Source organism: Arthrobacter sp. Y3223065 (assembly GCF_059090885.1).
This window is the reverse complement of record NZ_JBNHGC010000001.1, coordinates 1010644-1036959: the sequence shown is the minus strand read 5'-3', so window position 1 is coordinate 1036959 and position 26316 is coordinate 1010644. Positions and strand designations below refer to the sequence as shown.

The window sequence follows — 26316 nt, the reverse complement described above, 5'->3', positions numbered from 1 at the left end:
CCCCGCACCCGAATCGGCCGGCCCGGGGGCCGGGCGTCCGACACGCCGCAGCAAAAATGCCAGCGTCTTTGACCGGCGGCCCCCGCCGTTCTAACGTCGAAGCATACAGTTCCCATTGCAGCGCAGGCCAACTCAGGGCAGACTTAGACCAGACCTCTGGGCTGACTGCGATGCTCATTCCCCACAGGGAACTTCGACAAGGAGGGTTCACGTGAGTCCTAAAGGTGATGCGGGCGAGATGCCGCACGCTCTGCAGACCGGCGCTGCCATACCCGCAAGTGCCCAGGGCTTGCTGTTCACCGAAGACCTGCCCGTGCTGGACGAGGACGCCGGCTACCGCGGTCCCACAGCCTGCAAGGCGGCCGGCATCACCTACCGGCAGTTGGACTACTGGGCACGCACCGGGCTGGTGGAACCCGCCGTGCGCGGCGCGTCCGGCTCAGGCTCCCAGCGCCTTTACAGCTTCCGCGACATCCTGGTCCTGAAGGTGGTAAAGCGCCTGCTCGATACCGGCGTCTCGCTGCAGCAGATCCGCTCCGCCGTTGGCCACCTGCGCGAACGCGGCGTGGAAGACCTGGCCCAGATCACGCTCATGAGCGACGGGGCCAGCGTGTACGAGTGCACCTCCGCAGACGAGGTCATCGACTTGGTCCAGGGCGGACAGGGTGTCTTCGGCATCGCTGTCGGCCGGGTGTGGCGAGAGGTCGAAGGCAGCCTCGCGGAGCTCCCCAGCGAACATGCCGCAGAGGAGCAGGACTTTCCCGACGACGAGCTGAGCCGCCGGCGCGCTGCGCGCAAGATCAGCTGAGCGATCACAAAGGCTTAAACAGCGGGAGGGGCTCCGGGGAAACCGGAGCCTCTCCCGCACCTTAAGGTGCGATCCAGGCCGTTTCTGCCGCCGGGCCGGGACCCGCTGTCAGCCGGGCCGCCAGCCGGGCCGTCAGCTGGGCTGGCGGCGGAGCGCGCGGCTGCGCATCCGCCCGGAATCGGTCAGGTTCCTGAGCAGCTCGTCGAAAAGCGCGGCCGCCTGCCGTGCCGATTCACCCGGCCACTGGTGGACGGAATGCGCCGCACCCTGGATCTGCTGCCAGTTCGCCTGCTCCGCGATGGTGGGAGAGAGCAGCAGGTCGCCGAACATGGTTTTCATTTCAGCCAGCCGGTAACCGTGCTCATTGGAGCTGGTCCGGACACGGTTGGCCACCACCCCGGCCGTCTTCAGGTCCGGGGCGAATTCTTCCCGGAACAAATCGATGGCCCGCATGGTGCGTTCGGTGCCGGCCACCGAGAAGAGGCTCGGCTCGGCCACGAGCAGCACCCGGGTGCTCGCCGTCCAGGCCATGCGCGTCAGTCCGTTGAGCGACGGCGGGCAGTCGATGAGCACCAGAGAGTAATCATTCACCCGTGAGAGCACGGTGGAGAGCCTGCGCAGGTCCCGGCGGCTCAGATCGGGCCGGTCGTAGATGCCGGAGTAGGCAGAACCGATGGCGACGTCGAGAACCTGCCGCCCGGCAGCCGGCGCGCTGCCGGGATCCGCTGAGGCCACCCAGCCGCTCGGGGCGACGTTGGCCCGTAGATCGGCTTTGCGCGCGTTCTTGAGGAGCCGGCCGACGTCGGTCTGGCGGGACGGCTTGACGCCGAGTCCCGTCGTGGCGTCAGCATGCGGATCCAAGTCGATGACCAGGGTGGGGATTCCCGCTGCCAGCGCCGCAGAGGCCAGGCCCAGCGTGACCGAGGTCTTGCCAACCCCGCCCTTGAGGCTGCTGATGCTCACTACTTGCACGTAAAAACCAAAACCTAACGTATCGAGTCGTGGGGCTTCTGCGCCGGACCTGTCTTCACGGCACCCTATTCATCATAAGTGGAGCGCCGCAGCACACCGTGCCACCCGCGCCGCCGGGGCGTTTCGCCGCCAGCGCCGTAACATGCGGACCGTAAGATCCGCCATGGTGCGTGATCTGTGCAACACTGGCTTGCCAGTGCAACGGGCCGTCCGTGAGACTTGGCTCACTGAGTCCGCCGGCACCGGCGCCGGACGGTCGTGCTTCACACCCAAAGTCCGGACACGGCAACGATGCAGGAGTGAAATGTTCGAAAAGATCCTGGTAGCCAACCGTGGCGAAATCGCCATCAGGGCATTCCGCGCGGCCTATGAGCTGGGCGCCAAAACCGTGGCGGTGTTCCCGTATGAGGACCGCAACTCGATCCACCGGCAGAAGGCCGACGAAGCGTATTTGATCGGTGAGAAGGGACATCCGGTCCGGGCTTACCTCGACGTCAACGAGATCATCCGGGTCGCCAAGGAGTCGGGCGCGGACGCCATCTACCCCGGCTACGGGTTCCTGTCCGAGAATCCCGAGCTGGCCCGCGCCGCTGCCGGTGCCGGCATAGCCTTTGTCGGCCCAAAGGCCGAGGTGCTGGAGCTCGCGGGGCACAAGGTCCACGCCCTGCACGCAGCCCGCAAGGCGGGGATCCCGGTGCTGAAGTCCACCGAACCCAGTGCGGATCCGGAAAAATTGCTGGTCGAAGCCGAGGAGATCGGCTTCCCGATCTTCGTCAAGGCCGTCGCCGGCGGCGGCGGCCGCGGCATGCGGCGGGTCGACAGCCGCAACGAACTTCCGGAAGCCCTCGCGGCTGCCATGCGGGAAGCCGACACGGCCTTCGGGGATCCCACCGTATTCCTTGAACAGGCCGTGCTGCGGCCGCGCCACATCGAAGTGCAGATCCTGGCCGACGGGCAGGGCAACGTCATGCACCTCTTCGAACGCGACTGCTCGCTCCAGCGCCGACACCAGAAGGTCATTGAAATCGCCCCCGCACCCAACCTGGACGAGGGCATCCGGCAGGCACTGTACCGGGACGCGGTCAAGTTCGCGCAAGCGCTCGGCTACACCAACGCCGGCACGGTTGAGTTCCTGGTGGACACGGTCGGTGAACGGGCCGGGCAGCATGTCTTCATCGAGATGAACCCCCGCATCCAGGTCGAGCACACGGTGACCGAGGAGATCACCGACGTCGATCTGGTGCAGTCCCAGCTGCGCATTGCCGCCGGTGAGACCCTGGCCGACCTGGGCTTGTCCCAGCAGGCCGTGTCCGTCAACGGCACCGCCATGCAGTCCCGTATCACCACCGAGGACCCGGCCAACGGATTCCGTCCGGACGTGGGCAAGATCACCGCCTACCGGTCAGCCGGCGGCGCCGGAGTCCGGCTGGACGGCGGGACCATCTACACCGGTGCCGAAATCAGCCCGCACTTTGACTCGATGCTGGTCAAGCTCACCTGCCGTGGCCGCGACTTTGCGACGGCGGCCGCCCGCGCCAAGCGTGCCCTGGCCGAGTTCCGCATCCGCGGCGTCTCCACTAACATCGCGTTCCTGCAGGCGGTGCTGGAGGACCCGGACTTCCTGGCCGGCAACGTCGCCACCTCGTTCATCGACGAGCGGCCGGAACTGCTCAAGGCCCGTATCTCGGCCGACCGCGGCACCAAGCTGCTCACCTGGCTGGCGGACGTCACCGTCAACAAACCGCACGGCGAGCTGCCGGTGTCCACGGCACCGGTGGCGAAGCTGCCCGAACCAGCCAGGAAGGCGCTGGAGGCCACCGGTGCCCTGACAGCCGTTCCGGCGTCCGGCTCCCGGCAGCGGCTGCAGCAACTGGGCCCGGAGAAGTTTGCGGCCGCGCTGCGGGCCCAGACAGCCGTGGCGGTCACGGACACGACCTTCCGTGACGCTCACCAGTCGCTGCTGGCTACCCGGGTGCGCACCAAGGACCTGCTCAACGCCGCACCCGCCGTCTCGGCACTCACCCCGCAGCTGCTCTCGGTCGAGGCGTGGGGCGGCGCAACCTACGATGTCGCGCTGCGCTTCTTGGGCGAGGACCCGTGGGAGCGTTTGGCGGCGCTGCGCCAGGCGATGCCGAACATCTGCCTGCAGATGCTGCTGCGCGGACGGAACACGGTCGGCTATACCCCGTACCCGGAGGAAGTCACCACGGCGTTCGTCCGGGAAGCTGCCGCCACCGGCATCGACATCTTCAGGATTTTCGACGCGCTCAACGATGTCTCCCAGATGGAACCTGCGATCCGTGCCGTGCGGGAGACCGGAACGGCCGTGGCCGAAGTCGCGCTCTGCTACACCGGAGACCTGCTGGATCCGGCAGAGGACCTGTACACGCTGGACTACTACCTGGAGCTGGCCGGGCGGATTGTTGACGCCGGGGCGCATATCCTGGCGATCAAGGATATGGCCGGTCTGTTGCGTCCGGCGGCCGCGGCGAAGCTGGTCACGGCGCTGCGCGAGCGTTTCGATCTCCCGGTGCACGTGCACACCCACGACACGGCCGGGGGTCAGCTGGCGACGCTGCTGGCCGCCGTCGATGCCGGTGCAGATGCGGTGGACGTCGCCAGCGCGGCCATGGCCGGCACCACCAGCCAGCCGCCCATGTCGGCGCTGGTTGCGGCGTTGGCGCACACCGAACGCGACACCGGCCTGGACCTGGCCGCCGTTGGCTCGCTGGAGCCCTACTGGGAAGCGGTACGACGCGTCTATGCACCGTTCGAGTCGGGGCTGCCGGGGCCGACCGGCCGCGTGTATGCGCACGAGATTCCGGGCGGCCAGCTCTCCAACCTCAGGCAGCAGGCTATTGCGCTGGGACTCGGGGAGAGGTTCGAGGCGATCGAGGACATGTACTCCGCCGCGGACAAGATCCTGGGCCGCTTGGTGAAGGTGACCCCGTCGTCCAAGGTGGTGGGCGACCTGGCCCTCCAGCTGGTCGGTGCAAACGTTGATCCTGAGGAGTTCGCGTCCGATCCGGGGAAGTACGATATCCCCGATTCCGTCATCGGCTTCCTCTCCGGCGAGCTGGGCGATCCTCCCGGCGGCTGGCCGGAGCCGTTCCGCACCAAGGCCTTGGCCGGGCGCAATATCAAGCCGCGCAACGAGGAGCTGACGGCCGAGGACTCGGCAGCGCTGGCCGCGGACCCGGCCACCCGGCGTGCGGCCCTGAACCGGCTGCTGTTTGCCGGCCCTGCCAAGGAGTTCGAGAAAATCCGGGACATGTACGGCGACGTGTCCGTGCTGGACACGCTGGACTACCTGTACGGGCTGCAGCCGGGAACCGAACACGTGATCGAGCTCGAGAAGGGCGTCCGCCTGATCGCCATGCTGGGGGCCATCTCCGAGCCGGATGAGAAGGGCATGCGCACCGTGCACTGCACGCTCAACGGCCAGCAGCGCAATGTGATGGTGCGCGACGCCAGCGTGGAATCCGAGGTCAAGGTCGCGGAGAAGGCCGATCCTGCCCAGCCGGGGCACGTGGCGGCTCCGTTCGCCGGCGCAGTCACGGTCATCGTCAAGGTCGGCGACACCATTAAGGCGGGCGACACCGTGGCCACCATCGAGGCCATGAAGATGGAGGCCGGCATCACGGCTCCCGCCGGAGGCACCGTCACGCGGCTGGCGGTCTCGGCCGTCGAACAGGTCCAGGGCGGAGACCTGCTCCTGGTCATCGACCCGGCCTAGGGCCGGAGGCAAATACTCGGGAAGAGAAACGCAGGGCCGTGGCTGTGAAGCCGCGGCCCTGCGTTTCCGGCAAGGTTACTGACGCACGCCGGCGTAAATCTGCTCCACGTACTCGTCGAAATCGGCCAGCACCTGCGCCCGCTTGATCTTCAGCGACGGTGTCAGGTGCCCCGATGCTTCAGTGAAGTCGGACGGGATGATCCGGAAGGACTTAATCCCTTCCGCCTGGGAGACGGTCTGGTTGGCCCGGTCGATGAGCGCCTGGATCGCCGCCTTCACCACTTCGTGGTCAGCTGCCTGGTCCATCGTGGTGCCGGCCGGGAGGTTGTGGCGGTCCAGCCAGCCGGGCAGCGCCTCCTCGTCCAAGGTGATGAGCGCGGAGATAAACGGCCGGTTGTCGCCAATCACCACACATTGGGAGACCAGCGCATCGGCGCGGATTTGATCCTCAAGCTGGGCCGGGACAACGTTTTTGCCACTGGCCGTGACGATGATTTCCTTCTTCCGGCCGGTGACGCGCAGGAAACCGTCCGCGTCCAGTTCGCCGATGTCACCGGTGCGGAACCAGCCGTCTTCGAAGGCCTCGGAGGAGAGGTCGGGACGGTTGAAGTAGCCGCGAAGCACACAGACGCCCTTGGCGAGGATCTCGCCGTCGTCGGCGATCTTGACGGCGTTTCCGGGCAGCGGGGCCCCGACCGAGCCGATCTTGACCAGTTTGGGGGTGTTAACCGACACCGGGGCCGTGGTTTCGGTCAGGCCGTAGCCTTCCAGCACCAGGAGGCCGATGCCGTGGAAGAAGTGCCCCAGCCGTTCGCCCAACGGACCGCCGCCGGAGACCGCGTGCTCGACCCGGCCGCCCATCGCCTCACGGATCTTGTGGTACACCAGCTTGTCGAAGAGCTTGTGCTTGAGCTTGAGCATCAGCGGTACCTTGCCGGCTTCATCGGCCCGGGACCAGGCGACGGCCGTGTCCGCGGCGGCGTGGAAGATCTTGCCCTTGCCGCCGTCCTCCGCCTTGAGCATGGAGCTGTTGTAGACCTTCTCGAACACCCGCGGGACCGCCAGGATGAAGGTTGGCCGATAGCTTTGCAGATCCGGCAGCAGGTTCTTGATGTCCGGAGTATGCGCCACGGTGGCACCCGCGGCGACGCACAGGACGGAGACAAACCGCGCGAAGACGTGGGCCAGCGGCAGGAACATGATGGTCTGCGCGCCCTCGTGGGCCACTTCCGGCAGCGCCGCCGCGGCGTTCTTGGATAGCTCCACGAAATTTCCGTGGGTCAGTTCACAGCCCTTGGGCCGACCGGTCGTGCCGGAGGTGTAGATGATCGTGGCCAGGTCGTCCAGGCCTGCGGCCGTACGGCGTTCCTCCACGGTGGCGTCGGGAACATCCCGGCCGGCGGCGCGGAGAGCGTCGAGTGACTCCTCGCCCAGCTGCCACACGTGTTTCAGGTCTTCCAAGCCTTCGTTGAGGGCGGCCTGGCGGACCTTCGCTTCATGGGAGGCGCTCTCCGCGAAGACCCCCACGGCACCGGAATCGCCGAGGATCCAGGCGATCTGGCTGGGGGAGGAGGTCTCGTAAATCGGCACCGACACGGCTCCGGCGAACCAGATCGCGAAGTCCACCAGGGACCATTCGTAGCGGGTGCGGGCCATGATGCCCACCCGGTCGCCTGGCTGGACGCCGCTGGAGACCAGCCCCTTGGCCAACCGGGTCACGTCCGCGAGGAACTCAGTGGCACGGATGTCCTGCCACGTCCCGGACGAGTCCTTGCGGGAAAACAAGGCCGGATTCGATCCCTTCTGCGCCTGCTCAACCACCAGGCCGGCGATATTGGCATCCCGCGGAACGTCAACCAGGACGGGCACGCTGTATTCGCGCACGATAGCTCCTCACTTCTTCAGCTGTGGCCAGCTCCGGATAGCCTCCCTGACGGAGGTTCCTTTTAGCCTATAACCTAAATCACAGCGGATACTGGCAGGTAACCTACGAAACGGTAACGGTCGGCCCGCTCCCCGCCTAAGCAGCCCCGCCGGGATGGGCTGCTTAAGATGGTCTGGTGGAGAACAGCGCCCTGGCGGTGGGGATAGACATCGGCGGCACCAAGGTGGCGGCCGGGGCCGTCGACCGGTCCGGGCGCGTCGTCGCTGAGCTGGTCCGCCCCACGCCGGGACGCGATCCGCGGCACGTGGAACACCTCATCGCGACGCTGGTGCGGGAGTTGGCGTCGGAACACAACATTGCCGCAGTGGGCGTCGGAGCGGCGGGGTGGATGGACCTCGCCGGCGGGACCGTGCTGTTCAGCCCGCACCTGGCGTGGCGGAACGAACCGCTGCGGGACAACCTGGAGCGGCTGCTGGGCCGGCCCGTCACCGTGGTCAACGACGCCGATGCCGCCGCCTGGGGCGAGTTCCGCTTTGGTGCCGGAACGGGAGAGCGACGTTTGGTCTGCATTACCCTGGGCACCGGCATCGGCGGAGCCATGGTGATGGATGGCCGGCTGGAGCGGGGCCGGTGGGGTGTTGCCGGGGAATTTGGGCACCAGGTCATCATGCCCGGCGGGCACCGCTGCGCGTGTGGAAACCGCGGCTGCTGGGAACAATACGCCTCGGGCAATGCCTTGGGACGCGAGGCCCGGGAGCTGGCCGCGGCGAACTCCCCGGTGGCCCAGCGCTGGCTGCAGGCCGCGGGCGGGGTGGTGGATGACATCACGGGTGCGGTGGTGACGGACCAGGCGAAACGGGCCGACCCTGCCAGCGTCCGGCTGCTGGAAGAGGCCGGGGAATGGCTGGGGCTGGGGCTGGCCAATCTTGCCGCGGCGCTGGATCCGGGCCTGTTCGTGATCGGCGGCGGGCTGTGCGAAGCCGGCGACCTGCTGTTGGAGCCGGCCCGCCATGCGCTGGAGCGGAACCTGACGGGCCGCGGGTTCCGGCCGGTGGCGGACGTGCGGTTGGCTGGCCTGGGGCCGAAGGCCGGAATGATCGGCGCCGCGGACCTGGCCCGCGGCGATTCCACCTGATTCCACGGCCAAGCGCTAGACCCGCGCCCCGTCGTCGTGCCCGTCGCGTTCCTTCGGCAGCCGGAAGACCAGATAGACGGCAGAGGCCACGAACAGGGCCACCAGCGCCAGTATCGCAGTGAAGGGTGCGCCCCGCCAGAACATGGCGGTCAGCAACAAACCCAGCGGAGCCCCCACAGCCCCGATCCACGCCAGTACCAGTAGCGGTTCGCCTGCGCCCAGTGGAGCAGGTTCCGGCGGCACGTAGCCCTCGTCGTCGTCCGGTTCCGCGACGGTGTAATCCCGCGGGCCGGGCGGGGCTCCATCCGCCGGGATCTCCGGCAGGCGGTTCTCGAAAATCCCGCGCAGGCGTTGGGGATCGGTGCCGTTGCCGGCAGCGGGCCGCTCCGGAGGCCTGCCGTCCGCGCTCCCGGAGTCTGTCTCTTCCAGCCGGGCCACGAGATCCTGCCAGGCGGCGTCGTCCCGGTCCTGGTCATGCCCGGGCATGCGTGGCTCCCGTCTGCCCCAGCGAAGTGGCCGCAGTGGCCTGGATGAATTCGGCCGACCGGCGGTAGATCAGGTCGGCGTCGTGGTCCATGGTGGCCACGTGATAGCTGTCCGCCAGCGGCACCACCTCCAGCCGGTCCGTGCCAATCCGCCGCCGGAGTACATGCATGGAAGATTCCGGGACTATATGGTCCACCGCGGAGCGGAAAACGAGTGTCGGAGCGGTGACGCGGGGCAGATCGGCCACGACCGTCTTGAAGAGCTGGCCCAGCTGGTGCGCGGCAGCCACCGGGGTGCGTTCGTAGGCGCCCTCATCCATGCCCGGCTTGTTGATGTCGTTGCCAATGGCCGGCACCGAGCGCAGGACGTACTTCAACACGCCCGTGAGCGGCGCCCGCGGGTCCGCGATGGTGAGACCCGGGTTGACCAGCAGCACGCCGGAGACCGGGCGGTGCGCGGCCAGCCGCAGCGCCAATGCCCCGCCCATGGACAGCCCGGCCACGAAGACGTGGCTGCGCTCGCGGGCGAGCTCCGAAAAGGCCTGCTCGGCCGCCCCGTACCAGCTTTGCCAACGGGATGTGGCCAGATCCTGCCACGTGGTGCCGTGACCGGGCAGCAGCGGCAACCGTACCGCGTAGCCGGCATCGGCCAGGCTCTCCGCCCACCCCCGCATACTGCGCGGGGAACCGGTGAAACCATGAAGCAGGACGACGCCGACGCGGGAATTCGGGCCGTGCCCGGGGCTGGAAAAGACGCCGTCGGCAACAGAAGTCATGGCACTATCGTGTCATTACGGGAGCCGTTCGGCCATCGATAGCCGGCCGGTTCCTTCTCCGGTACCCCCATCCTGCGCAGCCACGCAGACGCAAAGCTGGAGTAGAGTCTCAAGCGGTATTGGTAAAGCGGCCGGCGGCGGCGGAACGGAAAGGCACACGTGTTCTACTGGTTCATGAAGACCATCGTCGTAGGACCGGTGGTCCGGCTACTCTTCCGGCCATGGGTCAAGGGGCTGGACAACATTCCGGACAGCGGCCCGGCGGTGCTGGCCAGCAACCACCTTTCCTTCTCCGATTCGATTTTCCTGCCCCTCGCGGTGCCCCGGCCAGTGGTGTTCCTGGCCAAGAGCGAGTACTTCACCGGCAAAGGCGCCAAGGGCAAGCTCACCGCGGCCTTCTTCAGGATGACCAACCAGCTTCCGATGGACCGATCCGGCGGAGCGGCCTCGGCCACGTCCCTGCTGGCGGGAAGGGACGCGCTGCAGGACGGCGGCCTGCTGGGCATCTACCCGGAGGGCACCAGGTCCCCAGACGGAAAGCTGTACCGGGGCAAGACCGGTGTGGCGAAGTTGGTGCTGCACACCGGCGTGCCGGTGATCCCGGTGGCGATGATCGGCACGGACAAGGTGCAGCCCATCGGCCGGCGCATCCCCAACATCCGCCGGGTGGGCATCATCATTGGCAAGCCTTTGGATTTTTCCCGCTACAAGGGGCTGGAAGACGACCGGTTCATCCAGCGTTCGGTCACCGACGAGATCATGTACGAGATCATGCGGCTCTCCGGCCAGGAGTACGTCGATTCGTACGCCAGCACGGTCAAGGCCAGGCTGACCGCACGCAAACCGGCCAAGGCGGAAAGCCAGCGCCACGCCGCCGTCGGCCTGCCGCCGGAGCAACCGGAGCCTCCGAAGGCCAAAGCACCGGGAGCCATCACGGTTATCGGCGGACCGGCACCCGCCGCCAGTCCGGCACCCGCCGCCGCCGGACCGGCACCCGCCGCCGATTCGGCACCCGCCGCCGCGGGACCGGGGGAGGCGCAGTCCGGGACGGACGAGCAGGCTGCCGGCCAGGCCGCAGCCGCCACACCCTCCGGCGCCCTGCCCGACAGTGCTGGCGACAGCGCGGCCGGGCAGAGCGGCGCAGCCGGCGAAGCCGCGGGGGACGGAGCGGCTCCGGCCGGCCTCCCGGACGCCGGGGGAGCGGTCCGCGGGTCCGGCCGGAAGGGCCGGCGCTGACGCCGTCGGAATGTGACGCCCATGTGGCGGCCCATGACCTCTTCACGTGAAGCCAGCGAAGCCGCAGGTCTACGATTGAAGGGTGACCGATACAACCTTCATTGCTTCCGTTCCCGACCAGCTGCCGACGGCAGCGGACTATCCCGGTCTGGATGACTGGCGAGAGCTGCCGGTGGTGCAGCAGCCCACCTGGCACGATCCCTCGGTCTACGCGTCCTCCGTTGCCGAGCTGAACTCCCTGCCGCCGCTGGTCTTTGCCGGGGAAGTCGACGTCCTGCGGGAGCGTCTGGCCCTGGCCGCCGACGGTAAAGCGTTCCTGCTCCAGGGCGGGGACTGCGCCGAAACCTTCGGCGGAGCCACCGCCGACAAGATCAGTGCCCGCGTCAAGACCATCCTGCAAATGGCGGTGGTGCTCACCTACGGCGCCTCGCTGCCCGTGATCAAGATGGGCCGGATGGCCGGACAGTTTGCGAAGCCCCGCTCGTCCAACGACGAAACCCGTGAAGGCGTGACGCTGCCGGCCTACCGCGGCGACATGGTCAACGGCTTTGATTTCACCCCCGAGTCCCGGGCCCACGATGCCAGCCGGATGGTGCAGGCGTACCATACGTCCGCCTCCACGCTGAACCTGATCCGGGCTTTCACCCAGGGCGGTTTCGCCGACCTGCGCCTGGTGCACCACTGGAACAAGGGCTTCACGGCCAATCCGGCACATTCACGCTACGAGTCACTGGCACGCGAAATCGACCGCGCCGTGAAGTTCATGGACGCCTGCGGCGCCGACTTCGACGCCCTCAAGCGGGTCGAGTTCTTCGCCAGCCATGAAGCGCTGGTGCTGGACTACGAGCGCGCGCTGACCCGCATCGATTCGCGGACCGGCCTGCCCTACAACACCTCGGGGCATTTCCTCTGGATCGGTGAACGTACCCGCCAGCTGGACGGCGCCCACGTGGACTTCCTGTCCAGGGTGCGAAACCCCATCGGAGTCAAGCTGGGCCCGACCACGTCCGCCGACGACGCCCTGCGGCTGATCGACAAACTGGATCCCCAGCGCGAGCCGGGCCGGCTGACCTTCATCACCCGGATGGGTGCCGGCAACATCCGCCACAAGCTGCCGGAGCTCGTGAAGCGGGTCACCGAGAGCGGCGCCAAGGTGCTCTGGGTGACCGACCCCATGCACGGCAACACGGTCACCTCGCCCAACGGTTACAAGACCCGGAACTTCGACGACGTCATCGAGGAGGTGCGCGGTTTCTTCGACGTGCACCACGAACTGGGCACGTTCCCGGGCGGCCTGCACGTGGAGATGACCGGCGACGACGTGGCGGAGTGCCTCGGCGGCGCCGATCCCATCGATCAGAACGCCTTCCTGGACCGCTACGAGTCCGTCTGCGACCCGCGGCTGAACCACATGCAGTCCCTGGAAATGGCGTTCCTGGTGGCGGGGGCGCTCTCCCGCCAGCGGTAGCCAAACCCACGCTTGCCGCCCGGCGCTGCTCAGAGCGGGGACACGGAAGGCCCGGAACCAGGTGAACAGGTTCCGGGCCTTCCGGCCGTCACGGGACGCGGGCGCCGCCGGCGGCTGGCGGCATCAGACCACGGTCAGCGTGATGACCGAGCCCTCCGGCAGAGACCCACTATCCGGGTCCTGTGTCCGCACGGTGCCGAAGAAGCCGCCGAGGAACTCCTTGACCTTCACCTCGAAGCCCAGTTCCTCCAGCGCACGCTTCGCCTCGTCCACCTGCTGGCCGACAGTGTCCGGGACCTCGACCATCCGCGGGCCCTTGGAGAGCGTCAGGGTGACGGTGTCGCCGCGGATGACCTGGCCTTCGGCCGGCGTCTGCGCCGCCACCGAGCCCGCCGGAACGTTGCGGTCGAACACGGCCTCCGGTGCCACCTCCACCTTCAGGCCGGCGCCTTCCAAGGCTGCGGCGGCGTCGGACTGCGGCTGGCCCACCACCTGCGGCACGCTGAACGGCTTCGGCCCCTTGGAGACCGTGAGCCCGACGGCGGTGCCGCGCCGCAGCTGTTCGCCCTCGGCGGGTTTGTGGCTGAGGACGGTACCTGCCGCTGCTTCCTCGTCGTACGCTTCCTTGACATCCCCGGCGGCAAGCCCTGCTTCTTCCAGCGCGGCGGTGGCCTCCTTCACGCTCATGCCCGCCAGCGGCGGCACGCCGAAGAGCTGCGGGCCCTTCGATACCACGAGGGCCACCTGCTCGAAGCGGCGGATTTCGGCGGGCGCATCCGGTTCCGTGCCGACGGCGAGCCCCGCGGCCACCTTCTCGTCGAAGACTTCCTCAAGCGTGAACTCCAGCCCCTGTTCCCGGAGCATGCCCTCAGCTTCCGCTACCGGCTTGCCGGTCACGTCGGGAACGGAAACGATGGCGCCGGGCCCGATGCCGAAGAACCACCCTGCGGCTGCGACCAAGGCGGCCACGATGGCCAGCACGACAATCCAGATGATGCCTCGGCGCCGGGGATTGCCACGGCGCAGGTTTTGTTCAGGGCGCCGCGAGCGGCGGGCCACTTCCCGCTGGCGTTTCTTCGATTCGCGGGCGGACAGCGGCCGCTGCTGCCCGGCCGGTGCCGCGGCGGCCTCGCCGGCGCTGAAAACCTGCGTGTGATGTGCGGAGCGGGAAATGACGGTAGTGCGCTGCGGATCGGAAGGGATGACCTGGGTGGATGAGGTCGCCGCCGGCTCGGTCCGGGCTGCCTGGGCATCCAGCTGGGCATCGCTGAGCGACTTGTGCACGTGCCGCAGTTCGCCCAGCAGCGCTGCGGCGTCCACCGGCCGCTGGTCCGGATCCGACCCCGTGCACCAGAGCACCAGCTCGTCGAGGTCGGGAGCCAGCCCGGGAACCAGGGTTGACGGCGCGGGCACGGTGGAATTGACGTGCTGGAACGCTACCTGGATCGGCACGTCGCCGGTGAACGGCTGGCGCCCGGTCAGCATCTCGAACAGCATGATGCCCACCGAGTAGACATCGCTGCGTTCATCGGCCGCGGTGCCGGTGACCAATTCGGGCGGCAGGTATGCGACGGTCCCGATCAAGGACCCGGTGCTGGTGCTGGTGGTCACGGCGCGCGCCAGGCCAAAATCGCCGAGCTTGACCCGCCCGTCGTCGGACATCAGCACGTTCTCCGGCTTGATGTCGCGGTGCACCAAACCTGCGGCGTGTGCGGCGGCCAGTCCTTCGATGACAGGATCAAGGACTGCCAGGGCGTGCCGCGGCGTCAGCGGAGCGGACTCGTCGAGCAGGTCCCGCAGCGTGTGCCCGGGCACGTATTCCATCGCGAGGTAGGCGACGTTGCCGTCGATGCCCTGGTCGTAGACGCCCACCACATGGGGGTGCGAGAGCCGGGCCGCGGACTTGGCCTCGCGTTCGAACCGTTCCAGGAAGCCGGCGTCTTCGGCCAGGTAGGGATAGAGCACCTTGAGCGCCACATTGCGGTCCAGCCGGGTGTCGGACGCCAGGTAAACCGTGGACATCCCGCCGCGCGCCAGGCGCGAGGCAACCCGGTAGCGCCCGTCGATCAGGGCGCCGACCAGTGAATCAGTTGCCGGTTGCACTATACGATCCTAAGTCCTCACAGCGAAAGGACCCGAATCCACACCGTGGTTCGGGTCCTTTGCCAGGGGCAGCCGCCGGCTAGAACTTCTTCATGTGCGATTTCACCGCGGCCACGTAGGCCTTCGTGTCGCTGTACATTCCGTAGGTCATCACGCCGTACTGGCCCTGGTAGTAGGACGCAATGGCGATGTCCAGGGACGGGCTGGTGCTCACCAGGGAGCGGATGATCGCTACGCCGGCGGTCGCGTTGTCGTAGGGATCGAGCAGGTTGAGCTTGCGGCCCACCAGGGTCGAGGCCCACTCGCCCGAGGACGGAATGACCTGCATGGCGCCAATCGCGTTGGCCGGCGACACGGCGTCCTGCTGAAAGCCGGATTCCTGGTAGGCGTGCGCCAGGGCGAGCCGCGGATCCACGCCCATCTTGGCCGCCGTTTGGGCGATGATGTCCTTCATCTGGGCCGGGGTGGGCTGCGGCGTGGAGAGCAGCAGGCGCTTGTTCTCATTGGCCTTGCCCACCACCGCGGCCGGATACGTGTAGTGCAGGAAGGTACTGGGCACCAGCGGCTGGGCCGACGCGGTGCCGACGTTCGACGTCGTGGTTTGCGCACCGCCGGGGACGCTGATCTTCTGGCCAGGGTAGATGATCGAGGTCGACTTCAGGCCGCTGGACTGCAGCAGGCTGGACAGCGTCACGTTGAGCTTGCCGGCGATGCCGGAAAGCGTGTCGCCGGACTTGACCGTATAGCTGCCCGTGCCCGTGGCTGCGGTGCTGCTGGCCGGCGCCTTGGACGACGCCGACGCGTTGGTCACGGACGAACCGCTCACCTTGATCTTCTGACCGGGGTGGATGACCGAGGTGACCTTGAGGTTGTTGGCGGCGAGGACGGCGCCCAGGCTCATGCCGTGGCGGGCGGCAATTCCGGAGAGGGTGTCACCCGGCTTGACCGTGTAACTGCCGGTGCCCGAGGGGGCGCTGGTCCGGGTGGAAGGTTTAGCCTGAGCGGCGGACGGGACGCTGGAAGCCTTGGCTCCGCCGTTGACCGAGATCTTCTGGCCGGGGTAGATGATCGAGCTGATCTTGAGGTTGTTGGCGGAGAGGAGGGCGCCCAGGCTCATGCCGTGCTTGGCGGCGATGCCGGAGAGCGTGTCGCCGGACCTGACCGTGTAGCTGCCGGCGCTGGTTTTGGTGGAAGCTTTTGCCTGGCCCGCGGCCGAGGCGGTGGAGACGCGGGCGGCTCCGCCGTTGACCGAGATCTTCTGGCCCGGATAGATGATCGAGCTGATCTTGAGGTTGTTGGCGGAGAGGAGGGCGCCCAGGCTCATGCCGTGCTTGGCTGCGATGCCGGACAGGGTGTCGCCGGACTTGACCGTGTAGCTGCCGGAACCGGACGAGGACTGCGTCGCCGCATTGCCGGAGGACTTCGCGGCCGAGCCGCCCAGCTTGATCTTCTGCCCCGGGTGGATGATGGTGCTGGCACCCAGGCCGTTCAGCGACAGCACTTTCTGCACGGACAATCCGTAACGGGCCGCGATGCCGCTGACCGTCTCACCGGCCCGAACCGTGTGGGCGGCGGGAGCGGTCTGCGCCCGCAGCGACGCGGGCAACTGGGCAACAACCTGGGAAGCGGGAATGAAAGCAGTCGCCGGAACAGTGACGCCCGGAATCGCCGCCTTGGGCTGCAGCGCCGAGCGCGGAGGCAGGTCGGCGGCCTGGGCCGGCATGGCCAAAGCAGCGGAGGACAGTACGACGGCGGGAATCGCCGCGGTTGCTGCCGCGGACAGCAGCACCCGGCGGGGCTGGCTGCGGTCGGTGCGCGTGATCGGGCGCTGATCGGTCATTGGTGTCCCTCATCCTCGTTTTACGGCCTGGCGAGCGTCCCCCAACGGGCCGCGCAGTGGTACTGGTGTGCCATTTGTTATCGATGTGAAAACTGTTACTCAAGTGAATTTACACTATTGACGCATAACACAAAAGCCACAGCGGGCGAATGAAGAATGAAGGCGGCGTGTCGAAAAGGAAATGGCTCAGCGGGGGCCGCCGTGGCACCCTTATACGGTGAGTGAACTTGAAGAACTGATTGCCGATTGGCTGCCGCTGCCGGACGTTGCCGAGCAACTGGACGTCTCCATTAAAAAGGTGCACGCCCTGCTTGAAGAACGCGCCTTGATCGAGGCACGAGTTGGGGACCGCCGGATCCGCTCGGTGCCGGCGGCGTTCCTGGTCGGCGGAACCGTGCTCGAAAGCCTCAAGGGGACGTTGGCCGTCCTGTCCGATGCCGGCTACAGCGACGAGCAAGCACTGGTCTGGCTCTTCACCGCCGATGATTCCCTGCCCGGCCGGCCCATCGACGCGCTGCGCGAGGGCCGCAAGACCGAGATCCGCCGCCGCGCCCAAGCGCTCGGCTGGTAGGCGTCCGGCCCCCTGCGGCACGCCGCCGGCTACGCGCCGGGGCCGGGCTCAGGGCAACCGGCTCAGGCGCTGCGGCGCACCGCCGAGTCGGCCAGCCTGCCCAGGGCCTGGCGCACGCCGTCCGGTACCGGCAGGGCTGCCAAGGCTGCGTCCACCGCAGCGGTCCGGTCGGAAATCATCTGCTCGGCGGCAGCCAGGGCGCCGCTGCTGGTGATCAAGCCCCGCAGCTCTTCCACCGCCGCGTCGGAGAGCTCCGGTGAGCCCAGCCGGGCCTCCAGCAGGGTGCGTTCGGCCGGCGTGCAGTGGTTGAGCGTGTGTGCAATCAGCACGGTGCGCTTGCCCTCCCGCAGGTCGTCCCCGGCCGGCTTGCCGGTCGTGGCCGGATCTCCGAACACCCCCAGGACATCGTCGCGGATCTGGAAGGCCTCGCCCAGGGGGAGCGAGAACGCCTCGTAGGCCTCCAGCAGGCCGGCCGAAGCGCCCGCCAGTGCGCCGCCCACGCACAGGGGATGCACGGTGGAGTACTTGGCCGACTTGTAGCGCAGGATCTGCAGGGCGCGGTCCACGGCGGCTTCCGCCGGGCGGCCCGGGCCGGCCGCTTCCTCCAGCAAGTCCAGGTACTGCCCGGCCATGACCTCCGCGCGCATCCGGTTGAAAATCGCGCGCGCGGGCGTCTCGGACGCGGACTCCACCCCGATCCCGGCAAAGACTTCTTCGCTGAGGGACAGGCAGAGGTCGCCGGCCAGCAGGGCGGCGGCTTGCCCGTAGCGTTCGGCGTCCAGCGCCCAGCCGTTGAGCCTGTGCTGCTGTTCGAACCGCCGGTGGACGCTCGGGCTGCCCCGCCGGGTATCCGAGCGGTCGATGATGTCGTCGTGGATCAGTGCCGCGGCCTGGAAAAGTTCCAGCGCGACTCCTGCCTGAACGGACTGCGCGGCGAGCACGGGACCCCCTGCCCCGCGCCAGCCCCAGTAGGCCAGCAGCGCCCGGAGGCGCTTGCCGCCCGCGGTGAGGTCGGTGATCGCCTCCACCAGCGGTGCCGCGTCCGGGGCCGCCTCCTGCAGCAGGTCCTTCTGCCCGGCGAGGAACTCCCGGAGCAATCCGGCCACGGCCTGCCGGAAGTCTTCCTGTTCGGCAGCGACCGTCGTCGTCAATGAGGGCTTCACACCGCTACCTCCGGTCTGCCCGTGCGGGGCGGAATTTTTCAGGGCGGTACAGCATGCGGCGGAGCTCCTCGCGGTGGTACTGATGTCTCCAGCCCAGTCTAGACAATGTGGTGAGGCCGCCGGGGCGGCGGCTGCCGCGGCGCGGCACGGCAGGGCGACGGCCAGCCTACGATAGTGCTGTGACCTCCCCGGACCAGCAGAACTGCACCATTCTCCACGTGGACATGGACGCCTTTTTCGTCGGCGTGGAGTTGCTGGAGCGGCCGGAGCTGGTCGGGCAGCCGGTCATCGTGGGATCCGCCTCCGGCCGGGCGGTGGTGCTCTCGGCATCGTATGAGGCCCGCAAATACGGCGTCCGCTCGGCGATGCCGATGGCGCGGGCCCGCATGCTGTGTCCGCAGGCGCTCATCATCGAACCCAGCCACACCAAGTACCAGCAGGCCTCGGCCCGGATCATGGCGATCTTCCGGGAAATCACGCCGTACGTGGAACCTCTCAGCGTCGACGAAGCTTTCCTCGACGTGGCCGGTGCGCGCCGGCGGCTGGGTGAACCGCTGGAAATCGGCGCGCTCATCCGCCGCAGGATCTCGGCAGAGTTGGGCCTGACCGCGACGGTAGGCATCGCCGCCACCAAGTTCGTGGCAAAAATCGCTTCCACGCATGCCAAACCGGACGGACTGCTGCTCATACCCGAGACCGAGACGGTCGAGTTCCTGCATTCCCTGCCGGTAGGAGCCCTTTGGGGAGTCGGCGCTAAAACGCGGGAGGTCCTGGCCCGCCTCGGCATCCGTACCGTTGCCGATGTGGCACAGACTCCGCCCGCGGCGCTGCACCGCGTCCTGGGAGCCACCGGCGACCACGTCCATCGACTGGCCTGGGGAATCGACGACCGGACGGTCACCCCGGAACGGGTGGAGAAGAGCATCGGTGCCGAAGAAACCTTTGAAAAGGACGTCGACGACGACGAGCTGCTGGAGCGCGAACTCCTGCGGCTGGCCTATCGGACCGCCGCCAGGCTCCGCGCCGGGAACATGCGCGCCGGGACCGTAGCGCTGAAACTTCGGTATTCCGACTTCACCACCCTGAACCGGTCACGGAAGCTGCCGGCGCCATCGAACAGCGCCCAGCAGCTGCAGGCCGCAGCGGCGGGGCTCCTGGCGGCCATCGGCGAGCGTCCTCAGGCGGTCCGGCTCATCGGCTTGCGGGCGGAGCAGCTGGAGGACGCCGGCCGGGGCGGCCAGCAGTTGAGCTTTGACGGCCACGAGGATACTTGGCACAGTGCCGAACAGGCCCTGGACGAAGTAAACCGGAAGTTCGGCGGCGCGGGAATCGTGCCTGCCTCGCTGCTCAAGTCCGGGCCCCGCAAGCCGACGGAGCAGGGCCCGGAATCCGGCCGCCGGCCGGGGCGGGGCCGGGGCGCTTGAAATCGCCGGGGACGGGATCACAGTTGGGTCATCTTAGCTTTCGATTGCAGGCTTTGCGCTCTATTCTTAGTAGCAAAGGTCAATTCGGTTCCGGTTGGTTTCAGGAACTCTTGTCCCGCGGAGTTCGTTGTACGCTATGCACCCCTGGGGGACTGGAACAAAGGAGGCTCAGATGCCACTCTCAGAGCATGAACAGCGGCTGCTGGAACAACTGGAGCAGCAGTTGCATGCTGATGACCCGAAGTTTGCCAGCCACATGGAATCGGCCAGCGGCCGATCGTTGTCGACGCGCCACATCGTCGTGGGCTCACTCGTCGCGATTGCCGGAATCCTGGTCCTGCTCACCGGCATCCTCAGCCAGATCATCGCCGTCGGGGTCCTGGGTTTCGTCATCATGGGTGCCGGCGTTTACTGGGCCACCACGCGTCGGGCCGGGGCAGGGTCGCCGCGGTCGACCGGCAACAAGCAGACTTCCTCGTCGAAGGGCGGCTTCATGGCGAGCCTCGAGGAGCGGTGGGACGAACGGCACCACGGCGAAGACCGCTGACACAAGACCCGGCCACCGGGAGCAGCCGCTGAGGCTCCTCCACTTTGCCCCACCCCGCGGCTAACGGCCGGGCAGCACGAAGGCAAGACCCGTCAAACGTCGGGTCTTTTCGTGTTTAAGGGGTCTGGTTAGCGGCGATCCGCTCCATTCCGCCCCACCACGGCCGGTTCGGCCGGGCCTCGACCGGATCCACCGGGATCTCCCGCTGCCGGTGGCTCCCCAAACCCTCCACTTTCCTTCCACTTCGCTCCACCCGGTTACTTCCGCGCCCTCATGCGGATGACACCGAACATTTCCAGCTACAAAAGGGGCCGGAAGTAGTTGACTGTGGCGTGATGTGGAGTAAAGTGGAGGACATAAGAGGGTAGTGGTGACGCAGGGGGCGATGGTCTCCTCTAATCGGCGGGGCGGTGGCGATGTTCCTCGGGACACATTCGCCGCGGCTGGACGAGAAGGGGCGCCTGATACTTCCCGCAAAGTTCCGCGAGGAGCTTGCCGATGGACTCGTCCTGACGAGGGGCCAGGAGCGTTGCATCTACGTCTTCAGCCAGAAGGAATTCGAACGGGTTCACGAGGAGATGCGGAAGGCTCCGATATCTTCCCGCCACGCCCGCGACTACATTCGGGTCTTTCTGTCCGGAGCCTCTGACGAAGTACCGGACAAGCAGGGCCGGGTCACCATCCCGCCGGCGCTGCGAACCTATGCAGGGCTCGATAGGGAGTTGGCGGTCATCGGCGCGGGAACCCGCGCGGAGATCTGGGATGCCCGGGCCTGGGACGACTACCTCCAGGAGCAGGAAACCGCCTTCTCCGAAACAGACGAAGACGTACTGCCCGGAGTCTTCTGACCCCGGGACGACAAACACGACACGCGGCACGGACGTTCTTGGATGAGATCTCCAGCCGCCCGGTAGGTCCAACCTGGCTCACCTTCCCCGGAGCCAGGCGGGACAGGCCAGGCGCGGATGGGGATCTGGTTCAAGGACCTTCGGCCCTAAAAGACAGTGACTAACCGGTCCCATGTACCGGCAGGAAAGAAGGCTTCAGGATGGACAGCGAGCGGCCGGCAGGGGAGCGCCACATTCCGGTGCTCCGCGACCGCTGCATCAACCTGCTCGCCCCGGCCATCGAGCGCGCGGTGGCGGAACGGGGCCGCGCCGTCGTCGTCGACGCGACGCTCGGCATGGGCGGACATTCGGAGGCCATGCTGCAGCGTTTCCCGCAGTTGCACCTGATCGGGATCGACCGGGACGAACAGGCGCTGGCGCTGGCCGGAGAACGGCTCCGGCCTTTCGCCGGGCGCACCGATCTGGTTCACGCGGTTTACGAGGAGATCGCCGACGTGGTTCATGACCTCGGTGCCGGCCAGATCGACGGCGCGCTGTTCGATCTGGGCGTCTCCTCGCTCCAGCTGGACGAGCGGGACCGCGGTTTCGCCTATTCCTACGACGCACCCCTGGACATGCGGATGGACACCAGCAGGGGGATGACTGCCGCGGACATCGTCAACACGTATGCCGAGGCCGACCTGGTGCGCATCATCCGGCGCTGGGGCGAAGAAAAGTTTGCCGGACGGATCGCGTCCAGCATTGTGGCGGCCCGCGATGAAGCCCCGCTGACCACCACCGGCCAACTCGTGGACGCTATCCGCAAGGTCGTGCCGGCTGCCGCGGCGCGGACCGGCGGCCATCCGGCGAAACGCACCTTCCAGGCGCTGCGCATCGAAGTCAACGAGGAGCTGGACGTGCTTGAGCGGGCCCTGCCCGCCGCCATCGACGTGCTGGCCCTCGGGGGCCGGATTGTCGTGATGTCTTACCACTCGCTGGAGGACAAGATCACCAAGGCCGTCTTCGGCCAGCTTTCGAAGTCATCCGCACCCCGCGGCTTCCCCGTGGAGCTGGAAGAACACAAGCCGCAGCTGAAGACCCTGACCAAGGGCACCGAAGTGCCTACGGCAGCAGAGATTGAAGAGAACCCGCGGGCCGCGTCGGCCAAACTGCGGGCGGTAGAACGGATCCGGAACAGGAGCGCAAGATGAGTGCCAGTGCCCACGCGGCCCGTCCCGACCAGCATCAGTACGTGCACGGCAGCGCTGCGCCGGCCCGAGGTCCCGCAACCGCGCCCCGGCAGGCGCCCCGCCGTACCCCGCTCTCCGTTGTACCCAACGGCCCGACACGCAAGCGGGTGCCGTTCGCCCTGTTCTGCTTCACCGTCCTGGTGCTCGCCCTCGGCAGCGTACTGATGCTGAACATCTCGGTCTCCAGCGGACAGTACAAGCTGGTGGAGCTGCGCAACGAGCAGGTGTCCCTGGCCCAGGCGAACGAAAAACTGACACAGCAACTCGAAAACAACCAGGCTCCCCAGAATCTGGCTGCCAAGGCGGCAGAATTGGGAATGGTTACCTCCCCGTCGGTGGGGTCCATCAATCTGGAGAGCCGGAAGGTCGCCGGGAAGCCAAAGGCCGCGGAAGCAGGCGCGGCGCCGGAGCTGCTGGTGGCCCAGCCGGAAAACCCGGGCCACCAGCCGCCCGCCAACGACGGGGCCGGGAAGAAGGCCGGCGCCCCCGCCGCGGCGGAGGAAACGGCGAAATCTGCTGCCGCTGCCGAAGCCGCCGCAGAAGGGGACTCGGCACGGAAACCAGATCAGAAGCAGCTAAACGGCGGCAGCATCCCGGCGCCGAAGCAACAGACAGGCCAGTAACCGCCCGGCAACGCAAACGAGGTACGTGTGGCAGCACCAACAGCCGACCGGCAGCACCCCAACCGCACGGCGAGGGCCACACGGAGGCTCCGGGCCGGGCTGGCGATCGTGCTGGTCCTGCTGGTCATCCTCGGGGCCCGTTTGTTCCAGCTGCAAGGACTCGACACAGCCGGCATGGCCCAGGCTGCGGTGGACAAGCGCCTGCGCACCGTCGACCTGCCCGCGCTGCGCGGCGAGATCCTGGACGCCAACAACAACGTGCTCGCCCGCAGCGTGCAGCGGTTCGACGTGGTGGTGGACCAGCGCCTGGTCGAGGACTACACCAGGTTCGACCCGATCAGCCAGAAGTCCGAGGACGTCAAAATCGCCGACGCCATTGCCGAGCTGGCGGGCATCCTGGGCCAGGACGTGGAGACCGTCACCGAAGCGGTCATCGGCGACAAGCCCTTTAATTACGTGGCCAAATCGGTCACCCCGGAAGTGCAGCAGAAGATCGAGGACCTGGCGTTCCCCGGGCTGTCCGCACGTGCAACCACCATCCGCAACTACCCGGCAGGGGCGGTGGCCGGCTCCGTGGTCGGGTTCATGCGGTCGGACGGTGTGCCGCTCGAAGGCATCGAGGCCTCGCAAAACGACGTTCTCTCCGGAACCCCGGGCTCGAGGACCTACGAAATCGGTGCCGACGGCATCCGCATTCCGGTCGGGACCAACGAAGAAGTCCCGGCCGTGGACGGCCAAAGCGTGCGCCTGACCCTGAATACCGATATCCAGTGGTACGCCCAGGAAGTCATCGCCGAGACCGTGCAGGATTACGGCGCCGACTACGGCACCGTCGTCGTCCTCAATGCCAAGACCGGCGACCTGATAGCGCTGGCGGATTCCACGACGGTGGACCCCAACGACCCGGGCGCCACTCCCGACAGCGAACGGCAGTCGATGGCGGTGACCCGTGCCTTCGAACCCGGGTCGACCACCAAGATGATCACCATGGCGGCCGCGATCGAAGAGGGCATCACCACCCCGGCTTCGCGATACACCATCCCGCCCAAGTACACGGTCAACGGCCAGACCTTCCAGGATGCGACGCCGCACGGCACCCTGACGCGTACGACGGCCGGAATCTTCGCTCAGTCGCTGAATACCGGCACCACCATGATCGGGCAGCAGCTGACGCGCCAGCAGCGCTACGACTACCTGCGGAGGTTCGGCATCGGCCAGCGCTTCGACATCGGCATCAACGGGGCGACCGCCGGCCTGCTGGCCGAGCCCGGGACGTGGGACGGACGGCAGGAGTTCACCGTCCTGTTCGGCCAGGGCCTCGCACAGACAGCCCTCCACACCGCCGTTGCCTTCGGGACCATCGCCAACAACGGCGTGCTGATGCAGCCGCGGCTCATCGACGCCTATATCGACCCGAACGGCACCGAGCACGAGGTGCCGGTCGAGAAGGGCAGCCGGGCGGTGTCCAAGAAGACCGCCAACCTGGTGCAGGACATGCTGGAAACCAACTCGAAGTACCACAGCGGCAAGCCCGGTAACATTAAGGAGTATCGGATCGGGGTCAAGACCGGTACAGCCGAAGCACCGGCCGCTGACGGGGGATTCAGCGGCTACACCATTTCGATGGCCGGCATCGCCCCGATGGAGGATCCGCAGTTCGTCGTCGTGGCGACCATCCAGCGGCCGCAGGGGGGGGTGCTGACGCTGTCTGCCGGACCGACGTTCAAGAAGGTCATGACGCAGGTCCTCAACGCCTACGACGTGCCGCCGTCCACCAGCAAACGGGTCGACCTGCCGCTGGAATGAACCAACCTGGAGAATATGTGAGTTCCACTGCCGAGCAGCCCCACCGGTCCGCCTCGCCCTTGCGGCCCCAAACGGTCAGGCCGGTCCGGTTGGCGGCGCTGAGCAGCATGCTGCAGCACCGCGGGCTCCCCGTACCGGTGGGGAGCCCGGCGACGGAGGACCTGGCCTTTACCGGTATCACCATAGATTCGCGTTCCGTCGAGCCGGGGGACCTGTACATAGGCCTGCCCGGGGCCCGCCGGCACGGCGCCGACTTCGCCGCCCAGGCCGAAGCGGCCGGAGCAGCGGCCATCTTGACCGACGACGACGGCGCCCGGCGGGCAGCCGGCTGCGCCCCCGGGCTGCCGGTGCTGCGCTCCGGGGACCTGCGCGCACTCGTGGGCCCGCTGGCGGCCGCCGTCTACGGCAGCCAGCCGGAGGGCGGCAGGGCGCCGGCGCTCTTTGGCGTCACCGGAACCAACGGCAAGACCACCACCACCTACTTCATCAAGTCCCTCCTGGAGGCGCTGGGCCTCAGCACCGGACTGATCGGAACCATCGAGATCACGGCCGGCTCCGAACCCATTCCCAGCGCCCTGACCACGCCGGAATCGCCCGAGGTGCACGGGTTGCTGGCGCTGATGCGTGAACGGGGGCTGGACGCGGCGGCCATGGAGGTCTCCTCGCATGCCATTTCCTTCCGGCGCGTCGACGCCGTCCGGTTCGACGTGGCCGGCTTCACCAACCTCACCCAGGACCATCTGGACCTGCACGGGAGCATGGACGAGTACTTCGAGACCAAGGCCCGCCTGTTCAGTCCGGAACGGTCCGGCCGGGCGGTCGTCTGCGTCGACGATGACTGGGGCCGTCGACTCGCCGGCCACGCCCGGGCCGCCGGAGTCCCGGTGGCCACCGTGGCCACGCAGGGCGGCAGCGCCGACTGGTCCGTCCGCAACCCGGTCCGTGCAGGCCTGGGACACCGGTTCGAACTGCACGGGCCCGGCGGCGTGCTGCTGCGGCTGCACACCGGACTGCCCGGCTCGTTCAACATCTCCAACGCCGCACTGGCCGTGGCGATGGTGGCGGCCTCCGGAACCTCCCCGGCCAGGCTCCAGCAGGCGCTGGACGCGGCGGATCCGCTGACCGTCGAGGTTCCCGGCCGGATGCAGGTGCTCAGCGAGAACCCGGCAGCGATCGTCGACTTCGCGCACAATCCCGACGCGCTCGAGAGAACCCTGGCCTCGGTGCGCCGTCCCGACCCCGGGGCCCGCGTGATCGTTGTGTTCGGGGCGACGGGAGAACGCGACCAAACCAAGCGCCCGCTGATGGGGGCCATCGCCGCCCGCCTCGCCGACGTCGTCATTGTCAGCGATGACGACCCGCACGGCGAGGATGCGGCCCGCATCCGCGCCGACGTGCTGGCCGGTGCCCGTGCCGCGGCCGAACAGGAGCACCTGCCGGCCGAGATTCTCGAAGTCTTCCCCCGTGCGGACGCCATCGAGCGCGCCGTGGCCCTGGCGGAACCCCGGGACACGGTTCTCGTCGCCGGCCGCGGCCACGAGGTCTGGCAGGAGGTCAACGGGGAGAACCTGGCCCTCGACGACCGGGAGGAACTGCGCGCGGCCCTGCACCGGCACGGATTCGAAGTGCTCTCCCCGAACGCGGTAGAGTCCTAGATCGTC

At 67.7% G+C, this 26316-nt stretch carries 19 protein-coding genes and 1 pseudogene; 13 read left to right on the top strand and 7 right to left on the bottom strand.

What is annotated here, in order from left to right:
* Positions 1-211 precede the first annotated feature (211 nt).
* Positions 212-808, top strand: a complete 597-nt coding sequence (locus tag AC5RUK_RS04740) for a MerR family transcriptional regulator (RefSeq protein ID WP_493999446.1) — start codon at positions 212-214, stop codon at positions 806-808.
* Between the two features lie 132 nt (positions 809-940).
* Here AC5RUK_RS04740 and AC5RUK_RS04735 read toward each other — a convergent pair whose 3' ends face one another.
* A complete protein-coding gene (locus tag AC5RUK_RS04735; protein ID WP_494109106.1) occupies positions 941-1780 on the bottom strand; it encodes a ParA family protein in 840 nt (279 codons plus the stop codon).
* A gap of 304 nt (positions 1781-2084) precedes the next feature.
* Here AC5RUK_RS04735 and AC5RUK_RS04730 point away from each other — a divergent pair, with 304 nt between their 5' ends.
* Entirely contained in the window at positions 2085-5516 is a 3432-nt protein-coding gene (locus tag AC5RUK_RS04730) for a pyruvate carboxylase (RefSeq protein ID WP_494151504.1), read from the top strand.
* Positions 5517-5591: 75 nt separating this feature from the next.
* Here AC5RUK_RS04730 and AC5RUK_RS04725 read toward each other — a convergent pair whose 3' ends face one another.
* Positions 5592-7400, bottom strand: coding sequence for an AMP-dependent synthetase/ligase (locus AC5RUK_RS04725; protein ID WP_494109108.1), 1809 nt, complete (start codon positions 7398-7400; stop codon positions 5592-5594).
* Between the two features lie 176 nt (positions 7401-7576).
* On the opposite strand from AC5RUK_RS04725, the gene AC5RUK_RS04720 reads away from it, so the two are divergent.
* The gene (locus tag AC5RUK_RS04720; protein ID WP_494151503.1) at positions 7577-8536 is read left to right on the top strand and encodes an ROK family glucokinase; all 960 of its coding nucleotides are present in this window, start codon (positions 7577-7579) and stop codon (positions 8534-8536) included.
* A gap of 15 nt (positions 8537-8551) precedes the next feature.
* Here the strand turns inward: AC5RUK_RS04720 and AC5RUK_RS04715 are convergent, their stop codons facing one another.
* A complete protein-coding gene (locus AC5RUK_RS04715) occupies positions 8552-9022 on the bottom strand; it encodes a hypothetical protein (RefSeq protein WP_494151502.1) in 471 nt (156 codons plus the stop codon).
* Positions 9009-9797 carry an alpha/beta hydrolase gene (locus AC5RUK_RS04710; RefSeq protein ID WP_494151501.1) on the bottom strand — a complete coding sequence of 263 codons (789 nt, stop codon included), beginning with the start codon at positions 9795-9797 and terminating at the stop codon, positions 9009-9011. The genes AC5RUK_RS04715 and AC5RUK_RS04710 overlap by 14 nt, the downstream gene beginning before the upstream one ends.
* A 159-nt stretch (positions 9798-9956) precedes the next feature.
* Between AC5RUK_RS04710 and AC5RUK_RS04705 the strand changes: the two are divergent.
* Positions 9957-10629, top strand: a pseudogene (locus AC5RUK_RS04705) (lysophospholipid acyltransferase family protein); the annotation flags it as partial.
* 486 nt (positions 10630-11115) lie between these two features.
* Positions 11116-12501 carry a class II 3-deoxy-7-phosphoheptulonate synthase gene (locus tag AC5RUK_RS04700; RefSeq protein ID WP_493987486.1) on the top strand — a complete coding sequence of 462 codons (1386 nt, stop codon included), beginning with the start codon at positions 11116-11118 and terminating at the stop codon, positions 12499-12501.
* A gap of 123 nt (positions 12502-12624) precedes the next feature.
* Here AC5RUK_RS04700 and pknB read toward each other — a convergent pair whose 3' ends face one another.
* Both pknB and AC5RUK_RS04690 read right to left on the bottom strand, forming a co-directional pair.
* Positions 12625-14607 (bottom strand): Stk1 family PASTA domain-containing Ser/Thr kinase, encoded by a 1983-nt coding sequence (pknB, locus tag AC5RUK_RS04695; protein ID WP_494151543.1) that lies wholly within the window; start codon positions 14605-14607, stop codon positions 12625-12627.
* 76 nt (positions 14608-14683) lie between these two features.
* Positions 14684-15928, bottom strand: a complete 1245-nt coding sequence (locus tag AC5RUK_RS04690) for a LysM peptidoglycan-binding domain-containing protein (RefSeq protein WP_494151542.1) — start codon at positions 15926-15928, stop codon at positions 14684-14686.
* A gap of 733 nt (positions 15929-16661) precedes the next feature.
* On the opposite strand from AC5RUK_RS04690, the gene AC5RUK_RS04685 reads away from it, so the two are divergent.
* Entirely contained in the window at positions 16662-17015 is a 354-nt protein-coding gene (locus tag AC5RUK_RS04685; protein WP_493987484.1) for an Rv2175c family DNA-binding protein, read from the top strand.
* A 62-nt stretch (positions 17016-17077) separates the two neighbouring features.
* Here AC5RUK_RS04685 and AC5RUK_RS04680 read toward each other — a convergent pair whose 3' ends face one another.
* On the bottom strand, positions 17078-18178 hold the full coding sequence (locus AC5RUK_RS04680; RefSeq protein ID WP_494151500.1) for a polyprenyl synthetase family protein: 1101 nt from the start codon (positions 18176-18178) through the stop codon (positions 17078-17080).
* 179 nt (positions 18179-18357) lie between these two features.
* On the opposite strand from AC5RUK_RS04680, the gene dinB reads away from it, so the two are divergent.
* From dinB to AC5RUK_RS04645, 7 genes are all read left to right on the top strand, one after another.
* Positions 18358-19602, top strand: coding sequence for a DNA polymerase IV (gene dinB / locus AC5RUK_RS04675; protein WP_494151499.1), 1245 nt, complete (start codon positions 18358-18360; stop codon positions 19600-19602).
* Positions 19603-19774: 172 nt separating this feature from the next.
* Positions 19775-20149: an SCO2097 family morphological protein gene (locus AC5RUK_RS04670; RefSeq protein ID WP_493987481.1), complete on the top strand. Its 375-nt coding sequence runs from the start codon at positions 19775-19777 to the stop codon at positions 20147-20149.
* A gap of 416 nt (positions 20150-20565) precedes the next feature.
* The gene (mraZ, locus tag AC5RUK_RS04665; protein ID WP_493987551.1) at positions 20566-20997 is read left to right on the top strand and encodes a division/cell wall cluster transcriptional repressor MraZ; all 432 of its coding nucleotides are present in this window, start codon (positions 20566-20568) and stop codon (positions 20995-20997) included.
* Positions 20998-21197: 200 nt separating this feature from the next.
* The gene (gene rsmH / locus AC5RUK_RS04660; protein ID WP_494151498.1) at positions 21198-22187 is read left to right on the top strand and encodes a 16S rRNA (cytosine(1402)-N(4))-methyltransferase RsmH; all 990 of its coding nucleotides are present in this window, start codon (positions 21198-21200) and stop codon (positions 22185-22187) included.
* A complete protein-coding gene (ftsL, locus tag AC5RUK_RS04655; RefSeq protein ID WP_494151497.1) occupies positions 22184-22849 on the top strand; it encodes a cell division protein FtsL in 666 nt (221 codons plus the stop codon). The genes rsmH and ftsL overlap by 4 nt, the downstream gene beginning before the upstream one ends.
* Positions 22850-22876: 27 nt before the next feature.
* Entirely contained in the window at positions 22877-24655 is a 1779-nt protein-coding gene (locus AC5RUK_RS04650; RefSeq protein WP_493987478.1) for a peptidoglycan D,D-transpeptidase FtsI family protein, read from the top strand.
* Complete coding sequence (locus AC5RUK_RS04645) at positions 24652-26310, top strand: UDP-N-acetylmuramoyl-L-alanyl-D-glutamate--2,6-diaminopimelate ligase (protein ID WP_494151496.1); 1659 nt, start codon at positions 24652-24654, stop codon at positions 26308-26310. The genes AC5RUK_RS04650 and AC5RUK_RS04645 overlap by 4 nt, the downstream gene beginning before the upstream one ends.
* Positions 26311-26316 lie beyond the last annotated feature (6 nt).